This window comes from Pararhizobium antarcticum (assembly GCF_001885585.1).
GTDB lineage: Bacteria > Pseudomonadota > Alphaproteobacteria > Rhizobiales > Rhizobiaceae > Pararhizobium > Pararhizobium antarcticum.
In genome coordinates this window covers 1-11,100 of record NZ_LSRP01000141.1, presented here as the reverse complement: position 1 = coordinate 11,100, position 11,100 = coordinate 1, and the positions used below count along the sequence as shown (strand labels likewise).

Below are 11,100 nucleotides of genomic sequence, written 5' to 3'. Positions count from 1 at the left end.
GAACATCGACGCGCACGCATGAGACCCCCGCTCGGGCTACGCCCTCCCGGAGGTCTCATGCGTGCGCCGCAAGTGGCCTGGTTTTACTCCGCCGCCTGGCCGGTTTTTACTCCGGCGTTGACAAAAGTTAGCTCAAGATGCGCTTTGGAAAGTCTATCCGCACCCACGCGATTACTTCGCTGACCCTTCCAAATATCGGAAGTATGAGGAAAGCCAGTTCGCCGGTATGGCACTTTTTCCATATCCGACCTGGGACCTAAATTTGCTTCCGGTCTATCCCGATCTCATCGATGCTGCTGAGAGGTTCCTTGGCACCGAAGACCTGGAGATCTACAAGGTCGAGCTCTGGGCGAAATATTCGGGCGCGATAAACTATGATCAGGCACATCATCGTGACTATGGCAACCACACTTTGGCTGTGCCCTCTATGGATGGGCGCCATCGTCAAATGACCACCTTCATCCTGCTTTCGGATGTTACGCTCGAAGATGGACCGACCAAAGTGGTGCCACTCGAGTTAACGCGCGATCTTCCGCTGGTTCCCGACCGCTTGCCAATGGGCGAATATTTCGATCGCGAAGTGTCAATTACCGGCAAGGCGGGCAGCCTGATGATCTACCGGACCGACGTGTTGCATAGAGGATCGAACATCACCGGGGCTGAGCGCTCGCGCTTTGCAATGCTGGTCGATTTCCAGAAGCGGGGCTGGGGCTGGCAAGGTCGTATGAGCTGGCCTGACCGCGCGTTGAAGCCAGAAATGAATAACGCACTGAGCAGGATGACGCCGCGTCAGCGCGATCTTTTCAACTGGCCGGCGCAAGGATCAGAGTACTGGAATGATCAGACTTTGCGCGATGTCGCCGCGCGCTACCCAAACATGGATTTGTCACCCTACCGCCGAGGCTAAAAAAGCCACTGTGCAATACATGTTCGGCTGCACACCGACACAAAAAGGAGCAATTGGTGAGATCCGATCCAACCGCCTCAGTTATCCTGTTCCCCGGCGAAGTTATCGACCGGTCCGAAAGAGCCAGCCCGCAAATTTTACAGCTGTTGCGCTCGGCAATTATCGACTTTCGGCTGGAGCCGAACCAACCGATCTCGGAGAATGAGGTAGCTGAGGCTCTAGGTGTAAGCCGTACGCCGGTCCGTGAAGCGTTCCTGCGTCTCGCTGAAGAGGGTTTGTTGTTGCCCTATCCGCAGCTTGGCACCTTCGTGGCGCCGATCAGTCGGGCCGCCCTTCTACAGGCTCAGTTTCTGCGCGAGGCGGTGGAGTGCGCCATGGCTCGACGCGCTGCCGAAATGTGCACCGGTGAAGGGGCTTTACGCCTCAAGCATCTCCTGGAGCGTCATCAGGCGGCGTTGGACAATGGCGACACCGAGGCTTTCTATAGGCTGGATGAACTGACGCATCACGAAATCTGCTTGCAAAGCGGCAATCCAGATATCTGGGGGGCTGTCGCACAAGCCCGCGGTCATTTGGACAGGGCGCGCCGACTGAGCCTGCCGGACGACAGAAGCAGCACTCGCGTGCTGGCGCAGCATGCCGAGGTGATCGAGGCGATTTCCACGCGCAACGGCGCTGCGGCCGAAGCCAGCATGCGCCGTCACTTGGTCAGCTTAATTGATATAATGGACGACCTTGAGGCGCGCTATTCCCAATACTTCAAGCTTGACATTTCTGGACCGCAACCGCGCCGACAGAGACGGTCGTAACCAGCGGAGGCGGTCAGCGGATGTTCTATTCAATCCAATGAATGCTTACTGCATCTTAGCCGGAGTTGCACAATGAAGATTTTATCCGTCACCTCCTTTGCCGTCGGCGGCCCGCTGACCGATCTGTGTTTTGCCAAAGTCGTGACTAACACTGGGATCGTCGGCTGGGGAGAGGGGTCGTTGCCGGGCAAGTGCACAGCGGTTGCCGCGGGGATCACCGAACTTTCAAGTTTGATTTCAGGCATGTCTGCCATTCAGACTGAACGCGTTTGGCAACGTATGGTGCGGCATTCATATTGGAAAGCGGGGCCAATCCTGTCGTCGGCCATTGCGGCGATTGACATGGCGTTATGGGACATCAAGGGCAAGGTTTATAAGGCGCCTGTGCATGAACTGTTGGGTGGCGCCTTACGGGAACGCGTTTGGCTCTATGCAAATATCGGCCTTTCCAATGATCCCTCCGAACTGCGAACGCGCGCTGAACGCGCGTTGGCTGAGGGTTACACGGCCGTCAAATTCTATCCTCTACCGGCTGTAATGAGCCTTGAAGGACCGAGAGCGTATCGGTCAGTCATAGCGTGTTGCGAGGCAGTGCGCGACGTAGTTGGTGCAGATGGTGCGTTTTGCCTCGATTTTCATGGCCGCTGCACACCGAATGTCGCGGTGCAGATGGAGGCTGCCGTCCGTCATACGCAGCCCCTCTGGATCGAAGAGCCGACTGCGCCCGAGGACATCGGTGCTTTGCAGAGGGTTCAAGAAAAATCCGTCGTTCCGATTGCAACCGGTGAACGATACTCGAGCAGATGGCAGTTTCGGGAAATTTTTGAACGACGCCTGGCTGATGTGGTGCAGCCAGACGTTGCCAATTGTTATGGGATTTCTGAGATGCAGAGGATAGCAGCAATGGCGGAGATGTACGGCGTGGCCTATGCGCCACATAATCCCAATGGCCCGGTGCAGGATCAAGCCAGTCTTCACTTGGCTTTTGCCGCGCAGAATTTTTCGATTCTCGAGCATCGCCACGATGTGGCTCCTGAGATGCGAAGCTTTGCAAGCTACGCAATAACAAACCGTGGCGACGGCTATGCGAACCCGCCCACAGCGCCAGGCCTCGGCATTGAGATCGACGAAGAAGCTTTGCATTCGATGCTTTTGCGACCTGGCGCTTTCTTGCCGGAAAGCTTCCGCCTTGATGGTTCGATCGGCGATTGGTGAACAAGCCCCGTTAACGGTCGGACTGCCCATACCAAACCTGTGTAGCTGGGACTGAGTGCTGATATCTAAGAGGCATTACTTTTCTGTCTAATTGTGACTGTGCTTGGCGCTGTTGTAATCATGCAGATCTAGCTCTTGGTGGCGCTGATATTGATACAAAGGAACTCCGGACAGGCTCGGACTTTCGTGCGAATCCGGATCAGATTGACGACATAGGCTACAGTTCTTCGCATCTCATATAGCCGATTGCCGGCTTCAAACCGAAAACGATACATTGAAAAGGCACATTCATGGTAGGCCTGAAACTTAAGAATATCCGCAAGTCCTATGGGGCGGTGGATGTCATTCATGGCATCGATCTTGATATCAAGCAGGGCGATTTCATCGTGTTCGTCGGTCCCTCCGGCTGCGGAAAGTCGACGCTCCTGCGAATGATCGCCGGGCTGGAGGAAATCTCCGGCGGCGAGATGTACATCGCCGATCGCCTCGTCAACGACGTGCCACCCTCCCAGCGCGGCATCGCCATGGTCTTCCAGTCCTATGCGCTTTATCCGCACATGACCGTCTATGCCAACATGGCCTTCGGCATGCGCATCGCCAAGGAAAGCAGGGGAGAGATCGATCGCCGCGTCCGCGCCGCTGCCGATATCCTGCAGCTGACCAAATATCTGGACCGGCTGCCGAAAGCGCTCTCCGGCGGCCAACGTCAACGCGTCGCCATCGGCCGGGCCATCTGCCGCGATCCGAAGGTCTTCCTGTTCGATGAACCGCTGTCGAACCTCGACGCTGCGCTACGCGTCGCCACCCGCATCGAGATCGCCAAGCTAAGCGAATCCATGCCGGATACGACGATGATCTATGTCACGCATGATCAGGTCGAGGCGATGACGCTCGCAGACCGCATCGTCGTGCTCTCCGGTGGCTATATCGAGCAGGTCGGTCCCCCGCTCGAACTCTACGAGCGCCCGGCAAACCTGTTCGTCGCGCAGTTCATCGGTTCGCCTGCGATGAACGTCATACCAGCAAAAATTATAGATGCGGGGACCGACACGGTCGTTGAACTCACCGGTGGTAAGAGATCCAGAATCAATATCGCGACACCCTCACGCGCAGTTGGTAAAGATGCCAGCTTCGGTGTGCGGCCCGAGCATCTGGAGATTTCAACGAGTGATAATTTCCTTTTCGAGGGCACCGTCGGTGTTATCGAAGCCCTCGGCGAAGTGACATTGCTCTATATTCAGGGCTTGGTCACTGACCAACCAATAATCGCTAAAATCCCGGGCATCCTTGGAATCAAGCGGGGCGAGAGTGTGCGCTTCACGGCGGACACGGCAAAGCTGCACCTGTTCGATGACGAGGGACGAAGCTACCGAGGCTGAAGGCGCCCGGTAAGCCAGTTTAATCTAGCGGAAGTTTTCGACTCTTTTGCTCTGAGCAGTGAAAAGCCAAGAAACACCGGCAAAAGGAGCGTGGTAGCCAGCTCCACTTACTGCACGCGGTGTCCATATCTTTGTGCAGTGCTGGCCGCACTTCAGCCACCGTCCAAACGATAAGCTTTCCGCGGAAGATTCGATGCAAACTGTGAAATCAAATCGAATGCAGCGCTTTCAGTCAGCCGATGGGTTGCGACCGAGTTTGCGAGATACGCTGCATCGAGCCTTCTTGCCACATCATGACGAGCCGGGATGGAAAAAAACGCGCGCGTATCGTCGACAAACCCGGCGTACTTGTAAAAACCGGCTGTTTCGGTTGCCTGCTGCCGATACCGGAGGAAGCCCTCGATACTGTCATGAAACCACCAAGGTGATCCTAACCAGACTGAGGGATAAAGGCCGGCTAACGGCCCAAGTTCCCTAGAATAGGCGGTTTCGTCCAGCGTGAACAGGATCAGACGGAAATTGGCCTCGTTGCCAAACCGGTCGAGAAGCGGCTTTAGGCCTTCGACGAAATTTGTTTGCTGCGGTACACTTTCTCCATGCGCGGAACCGTAGCGGGTAACAATGCCATTGTTGTAGCCTCTCCATGCTCCCACGTGAAATTGCATGACAAGTCCGTCATCAATGCTCATTCGTGCCATCTCCGTCAGCATATGAGCTCGAAATATCGCGGCGCCGCCTGATGGCAGTCGATTTGAAATCGCAGCTTCATATAAACTCGCAAACGTCGCGGGGTCGAGATTGGCAGTCAAAGCTGTCGCGTGGCCGTGATCTGTTGCCGTAGCCCCCGCATCGCGAAATGCCCGCCTACGGCTTCTAAAGGCACCCCGTGGCCATGCAGCAGCCGGAGGATGTAAGGATCCGACGTCACAAAAAGCGACGTGGCATCAGAGAATTGTTCATTGAGTGCGAACCATCGAGGATCGGTGTGGCCGTGAGGACAGATGAGGGGGAGGTCTTTCACGCTGTCGTAGAGTTGCCGCGCGATCGCGCGCATTTTTTCATCAGCAGGAAAAAGGCGGTCCGGATGCAGTTCCATTTACTTAAACCCTAATCAACGAGTGAGAAAACGATCAATTCAACACGGAAACCTGAACCGACGTTGCGGCGTCCCGTGTTGCGGTACCGGCACCAATACAATCGAGCCGTCCAGGGCGCCTGGGCTGGCGACACGTCGGTGGGAGGTCACATAGAGGAGCCCTTGCGGACCAAAGGCCGGCATAGTCGGCGCTTGAACCGGCAAGCGTATCGTTTGAACGATCGACCCCGACGGCGAGTAGCGATTTAGGACTCCAGCGGAAACGCCGGCCGACCAGTAGTGACCTTCCCTATCCATTGCAGCACCGTCAGGCCGTCCTTGCTTCTCGGTCGGTGAAGCAAATGGCCGAATGTTTGCGATCGTTCCTCGTGTACCGTCCCAATCAGCAGCCCAAATATTGGACGTGCGGCTATCAGAGAAGTAAAAGGTGAGCTCATCGGGGCTCCACGCCACACCATTTGCAACGCAGAGGTCCCCGACAAGATGCCGGATCGATAGATCTGAGGACATGCAATAGAGAGACCCCGTTGGGAGTGTTGGATCGCGATCGTTCATTGATCCAAAAACAAAGTGCTTTCCGCATGGCGAAACCTTCGCCTCGTTGAGACGGTTTTCCGGCTTGTCCGGCTCTGGATCGACAATCGACGTCAGCAAACCCGTTTCAAAATCAAGCATCGCCAGTCCCGTCGAAATCGCGACGATAGCTTTGTCGCCTCGTTCAACAATGGCAAACCCGCCGACAGGATCGGGCAGGTTCCAGCAATTCAAAACCTTGCCGTCGTAACCACAGCGAAACAGACGAGGCTTGCGAATGTCGATCCAAAAAAGATGTTCGGACGCGTCGTCCCAAAAAGGACTTTCGCCAACCTCAGCATCGAATTCCCAAATTTCCACGACAAGCCTCTTGATTGTACATTATACATAATCCATAATTAGGAAATGAACACAGCCATGTCCAGTCCATTCTCCACCCCAGCCTATGCAAGATTGCGCGAGCAAATCCGGGCTGACATCGTATCCGGCATCTGGAAGCTGGGGCAGCACATCACCATGGCCGAGCTCAGCTCACGGTATGGTGTGAGTGGTAACCCCGTCCGAGAGGCTCTGCATCAACTGCAGGGCGACGGCTTGGTTGAGGTACGTCAAAACCGGGGCGCTGTGGTTTGCAAGGTCGATGCCAGCTTTGTGAAAAACGTCTACGACGTCCGCGGAGCGATCGAGGGCATGTTGGCAGCGGAGGCTGCACGACTGGCAACCAAGGATGAAGTAGCTCGTATCGAAGGTTTCGTCAGCGCTTATGAAAATGCTGTCGCCGCAAAGGAAATTGAAGCGATCGTACAGGCAAATCGGGCGCTTCATAGGTCAATCAACTGTATAGCACAAAACCCTCTCGCACTCGACATTTTTGACGGTCGATCAAGTTTGATCGACGCCCTGAGGCGGACGCTCGGCAATCGCTCGGGGCGTCTTGATGAGATCATCGCGGAGCACCGGAAAATTTTCGAAGCGATCGCAATCGGCGACGCTTTTACTGCGGGGCAATTAGCGCAACAGCACACAATGCGGGCGCGTGATCATATGCTCGAAAATATCAATGACGCGGCCACCAGTTTAACGTCCTGAGGAGGAGGAACACATGACAATCAAATCCATCACGCGCAGACAGATACTCGCCGGAGCGACTGCCTTGGCGACAATGCTGACGCTTCCAAACGCCGGCCTCGCAGAAGAAGGCTATCCCGAACGTCCGGTTCGTTTCCTTATCGGCTTTCCACCTGGCGGCTCTGCAGATATCGCCGCTCGGGTGGTCGCTGCAGAACTATCGAAAAGCTTGGGTCAGCAGTTTGTCGTGGAAAGCAAGCCGGGTGCGAGTGGCAACATTGCGACCCAGGTTGTCGTCGGCGCACCGGCGGACGGATACACGGTTTATTTGGCCCAAATCGTGCTCGCCACAAACCCGCATGTCATGGACGTTGGCTATGATCCGCAGAAGGATCTGACGATGATTTCGCAGATCGTGGCTGTTCCAGTGATCATGCTCACAAATCCTAAGTCGGGATTGAAGACCGTTCAGGATGTGGTGACGGCTGCGAAAGAAAAGAATGGCGAGCTGAAATTTGGCGGTGTTCTTGGAACCTCATCTCATCTAGGACCCTCGCTGTTTGCGCTGGATCAGGGGTTCAAGTTCAAACTGGTTCCTTACAAGGGTGGAGCACTTGCGCTTCAGGCTTTGATGTCGGGCGAAGTCGACGTCGTGTTCGATCAGATGTCTGGTACAATGAGGGGGCTCCTTGACGGTGGCAATCTCACAGCCGTGGCAGTGATGCAGGAAAGTCAGGTCAAGGGGCTTGAAAAAGTTCCCACAGCAAATACCCAGGGTGTCTCACCCAAGGGCTACTTCCGAAGCTGGATGGGCCTGTGTGTGAAGGCGGGGACGCCTCAACCGATCGTTGACACGTTGCAAAAAGCTCTGCTGGCCGCCTTGACCAAACCAGAGGTTCGGCAGCGCCTGGAAGAACTCGGCAGTGAAGTCGTGACGAGTGCCAACCCGCAAGAGTTTCAGCAATTCTACCTCAATGAAATTGAGCGGTTCGGCACCCTTATAAAAACGATTGGCTATAAGCCGCAATAGTCTGTGCCGGCTGCCATTTAACCTGTCGCAAGAGCTCTCAATCATGAAAATTGTCGATATCATACCTACCGTCATGCAGGCTGGTGCTCCGACCGTTACGTCATGGACGGGCGCCGGGGGGCAAAGCGCACTTGCGACAGGCAGAAACTGGTTGTTCGTAAAAATCATCACTGACGAGCCTGGCCTAATAGGAGTTGGTGAAGGTTCGGGATGGCCGCGGGTTATCCACACCGCCATCAACGACTTGAAATGTGAATTGATCGGGCACGACCCGCGCGACATCGAGCGACTTTGGCAACGAATGCGCATAGCGATGATGGGTCATGGCGACACAGGCGTTGTTGGGGCAGGAGCCATTACGGCCATTGATATGGCGCTCTGGGATATCAAAGGAAAGTTGCACTCCACCCCGGTCTGGAACATGCTAGGCGGCAAGGTGCGGGATAAGGTCCGCTATTATGCTCACGCCAAAAATGCCGCGTCAGCAGTGAAACTGGTTTCGAATGGCGTGACCACCGTCAAGCTGGGCGGACACGATGGCCTTGTCGAACGGGTCGCGGAGGTGCGGGAAGCTGTCGGTACGCACATTGATATAATCGTCGACCTCCATGGGCCACCTTGGCTGCCCGCCATCGACGCGATTGCAATCGGCAAGGCACTGGAGCCATACAATCTGCTCTTCCTCGAGGATCCGGTGGCGCCTGAGGATATTGATGGGTGGAAACGAGTGCGCCGCGCTTTGCCCCACACGCCGCTCGCCGGCGGTGAGCGGCTTGCGACGAAATGGGGGGCAGCGTCGCTCATCGAAAGCGGTGTCGTCGACATCATACAGCCCGACATGGGCCGGGCAGGCGGCATCACGGAGATGAAAAAGATCGCGGCGCTTGCCGAGGCCCGTTTCATTCAAGTCGCACCGCACTCCGGCTCGCTAGGCCCGGTAGCGGAATATGCTTCGATCCACGTCATGGCCGCCATTCCCAATGCACTGCTCATGGAGCGCCTCGAGCCTGAATGGCATGGCAAGGCAGCAGTTATTCATCCGGCGCTCGAATCTTCGCAAGGCCACATTATCGTCCCCGAACGTCCTGGACTTGGGGTCGATCTGGTTGAAAACTTTATTGCGGCACATCCCAGCGAACGGAATGTATCGATCGCAACCGGCGGCTGGCAGGACGCCGAAGAGCACGGTTCAACCTATTTTTCGATGCGCCGCAGTCGCGCCAATCTCGTTTCCGTCAAGAAAGATCCGATCCTATGACAACGACACTCGCCCAGCCACTTTCGGAGGCAGCACGCGCAAAGCTTTTAACGGTCTCGACGGCGACGCTAACGACAGCGCTGTTTAAAAGGGGGTTTCGCAATGTATTCCTCCAAGGGCCACAAAGGGTCAACCCAGGCGCAGCGCGCATGGTCGGACCTGCGTACACGCTGCGTTACATCCCGGCCCGGGAAGACCTCGATCTCCTAAAAGTGTTCGAGGACCGAAATCACCCCCAGCGGAAAGGCGTGGAGGAATGCCCTGAGGGACATGTTTTGGTCATTGATAGCCGTGGAGATCCGCGAGCTGCATCGGCAGGGGGGATTTTGCTCACTCGGTTAATGACGCGCGGCTGCGCTGGGGTCGTTACCGACGGTGGTTTTCGAGATACGCCGGAGGTCAAGCGCATGGCCCTGCCAGCCTACCATCAACGCCCCTCAGCACCTACAAATCTTATTCTGCATCACGCGGTTGACCTGAACACGCCGGTTGCGTGCGGTGATGTCGGTGTTTATCCCGGAGACATCATGGTTGGCGACGACGAGGGCGTTGTTTGCATTCCAGCTCATTTGGCGGAAGAGATCGCACACGAGACCTTTGAGCAGACCGTTTACGAAGACTTCGTGCAGGAAGAAGTGAATGGAGGGCACGAGCTATTTGGCCTCTATCCGATGCTCGACGACAGCGTGAAAGCTCGATTTGCATCGTGGCGCACAGCGCAAGGGCGCTAAGATGCTGCCACGGCTCCCTGACAAAACGCCTGTAATTGTGATCACCGGAGCGGCAGGTCGGATTGGCAGTCTTCTACGCGAAAGACTATCGGCTGACCCGGAATTGAAAGCGCTGTTTGGTGGATCATTCACGCTTCGCTTGACCGACATAATCGACCTAGGCTCTGCTGGCCCGAATGAGGACGTGCGCATCGGCAATTTAGCGGACGAGCAGTTCGTCGACGGGCTGTTTGCGGACCAGCAAGTCCAAGCAGTCATTCACTTGGCGGGCTATCCACGTGAAGCTGACTGGGAGGTCCTGCTCGACGCGAATATCCGACCCTCTATCAACATTTGGGAGGCTGCGCGACGGACGGGCGTAGACCGTGTCCTCTTCGCGAGCTCTAACCATGCGACTGGGTTCTACGCTCGTTCACAAACGATTGGTAGTTCGGTCCCCCCGCGTCCCGACAGCCGTTATGGCCTGACAAAGGTATTTTCCGAGCAGCTCGGATTTTTATACGCCTACAAGTTTGGCGTCCGATCATTCAGCATGAGGATTGGAATGTTTCTTCCAGAGCCTACGACCCGACGTGGGCTATCCACGTGGTTGTCTTACGACGACACCGTGGCGCTCGTGAAAGTCGGACTGTTGGCGGACTACACGAGCGAAGTCGTCTACGGCGTGTCGAACAACGAGCGCGCATTCTGGGACAATTCGGCCGCTTTTCGTCTCGGCTATCGACCGAAAGACAACGCCGAACGATTTGCCCACATGTTTCCGGGGCCGGATACAGCGGACGAAGTGGCGGAACATTTCCAGGGAGGTGTCTACACAAGCAATGGTCTTGTGCGATCAGGGGCACGGCTCGCGGAACTGGAAAAAGACCCAATCTGACATCTTCCAATAAGATTAAAAAGCGAACGCGACGGGAGGAAAAGTCATGTTCAATATTCGGGCTCCTCAGGAACTGGGAGCGGCATTCATTTTCTTAGTTGTCGGTCTCGCAGGTCTTTTTCTGGGGTCAAATCTGCACGGGATGCAAGACGGTGGACAACTCGGTTCCGGCACAATGCCATATATCCTTAGCTGG

General features: G+C 55.9%; 10 protein-coding genes and 1 pseudogene. 9 read left to right on the top strand and 2 right to left on the bottom strand.

Features of this window, described 5'->3' with window-relative positions; translation table 11 throughout:
• The first annotated feature begins 226 nt into the window (after positions 1 to 226).
• The 4 genes from AX760_RS24740 (at position 227) to AX760_RS24725 (ending at position 4,310) form a co-directional block, all read left to right on the top strand.
• Positions 227 to 907 (top strand): phytanoyl-CoA dioxygenase family protein, encoded by a 681-nt coding sequence (locus tag AX760_RS24740; RefSeq protein ID WP_071835686.1) that lies wholly within the window; start codon positions 227 to 229, stop codon positions 905 to 907.
• Positions 908 to 963: 56 nt separating this feature from the next.
• A complete protein-coding gene (locus tag AX760_RS24735; RefSeq protein WP_139276557.1) occupies positions 964 to 1,716 on the top strand; it encodes a GntR family transcriptional regulator in 753 nt (250 codons plus the stop codon).
• Between the two features lie 72 nt (positions 1,717 to 1,788).
• Positions 1,789 to 2,931 carry a galactonate dehydratase gene (dgoD, locus tag AX760_RS24730; protein WP_071835685.1) on the top strand — a complete coding sequence of 381 codons (1,143 nt, stop codon included), beginning with the start codon at positions 1,789 to 1,791 and terminating at the stop codon, positions 2,929 to 2,931.
• A gap of 290 nt (positions 2,932 to 3,221) precedes the next feature.
• Positions 3,222 to 4,310 carry an ABC transporter ATP-binding protein gene (locus tag AX760_RS24725; protein ID WP_071835684.1) on the top strand — a complete coding sequence of 363 codons (1,089 nt, stop codon included), beginning with the start codon at positions 3,222 to 3,224 and terminating at the stop codon, positions 4,308 to 4,310.
• A 152-nt stretch (positions 4,311 to 4,462) separates the two neighbouring features.
• On the opposite strand, the pseudogene AX760_RS24720 reads toward AX760_RS24725, so the two are convergent.
• Positions 4,463 to 5,406 (bottom strand): annotated as a pseudogene (locus AX760_RS24720) (glucuronate isomerase).
• 39 nt (positions 5,407 to 5,445) lie between these two features.
• On the bottom strand, positions 5,446 to 6,300 hold the full coding sequence (locus AX760_RS24710; RefSeq protein WP_071835681.1) for an SMP-30/gluconolactonase/LRE family protein: 855 nt from the start codon (positions 6,298 to 6,300) through the stop codon (positions 5,446 to 5,448).
• Between the two features lie 57 nt (positions 6,301 to 6,357).
• On the opposite strand from AX760_RS24710, the gene AX760_RS24705 reads away from it, so the two are divergent.
• From AX760_RS24705 to AX760_RS24685, 5 genes are read left to right on the top strand one after another with little or no spacing between them, the layout of a single operon-like run.
• Positions 6,358 to 7,029, top strand: a complete 672-nt coding sequence (locus AX760_RS24705; RefSeq protein ID WP_071835680.1) for a GntR family transcriptional regulator — start codon at positions 6,358 to 6,360, stop codon at positions 7,027 to 7,029.
• Between the two features lie 13 nt (positions 7,030 to 7,042).
• The gene (locus AX760_RS24700; protein ID WP_071835679.1) at positions 7,043 to 8,038 is read left to right on the top strand and encodes a Bug family tripartite tricarboxylate transporter substrate binding protein; all 996 of its coding nucleotides are present in this window, start codon (positions 7,043 to 7,045) and stop codon (positions 8,036 to 8,038) included.
• A 43-nt stretch (positions 8,039 to 8,081) separates the two neighbouring features.
• The gene (locus AX760_RS24695; RefSeq protein ID WP_071835677.1) at positions 8,082 to 9,296 is read left to right on the top strand and encodes a mandelate racemase/muconate lactonizing enzyme family protein; all 1,215 of its coding nucleotides are present in this window, start codon (positions 8,082 to 8,084) and stop codon (positions 9,294 to 9,296) included.
• Positions 9,293 to 10,027, top strand: a complete 735-nt coding sequence (locus tag AX760_RS24690) for a ribonuclease activity regulator RraA (protein ID WP_071835676.1) — start codon at positions 9,293 to 9,295, stop codon at positions 10,025 to 10,027. Before AX760_RS24695 ends, AX760_RS24690 begins: the two co-directional genes overlap by 4 nt.
• 1 nt (position 10,028) lies before the next feature.
• Complete coding sequence (locus tag AX760_RS24685) at positions 10,029 to 10,904, top strand: NAD-dependent epimerase/dehydratase family protein (RefSeq protein ID WP_071835675.1); 876 nt, start codon at positions 10,029 to 10,031, stop codon at positions 10,902 to 10,904.
• The last annotated feature ends 196 nt before the right edge of the window (positions 10,905 to 11,100 follow it).

What these genes read in the sequence shown, in the direction of transcription:
- AX760_RS24740 (WP_071835686.1), top strand. Translation starts at nt 227, where the DNA reads ATGGCACTTTTTCCATATCCGACCTGGGACCTAAATTTGCTTCCGGTC.
- AX760_RS24695 (WP_071835677.1), top strand. Translation starts at nt 8,082, where the DNA reads ATGAAAATTGTCGATATCATACCTACCGTCATGCAGGCTGGTGCTCCG.
- AX760_RS24705 (WP_071835680.1), top strand. Translation starts at nt 6,358, where the DNA reads ATGTCCAGTCCATTCTCCACCCCAGCCTATGCAAGATTGCGCGAGCAA.
- AX760_RS24725 (WP_071835684.1), top strand. Translation starts at nt 3,222, where the DNA reads ATGGTAGGCCTGAAACTTAAGAATATCCGCAAGTCCTATGGGGCGGTG.
- dgoD (WP_071835685.1), top strand. Translation starts at nt 1,789, where the DNA reads ATGAAGATTTTATCCGTCACCTCCTTTGCCGTCGGCGGCCCGCTGACC.
- AX760_RS24690 (WP_071835676.1), top strand. Translation starts at nt 9,293, where the DNA reads ATGACAACGACACTCGCCCAGCCACTTTCGGAGGCAGCACGCGCAAAG.
- AX760_RS24685 (WP_071835675.1), top strand. Translation starts at nt 10,029, where the DNA reads ATGCTGCCACGGCTCCCTGACAAAACGCCTGTAATTGTGATCACCGGA.
- AX760_RS24700 (WP_071835679.1), top strand. Translation starts at nt 7,043, where the DNA reads ATGACAATCAAATCCATCACGCGCAGACAGATACTCGCCGGAGCGACT.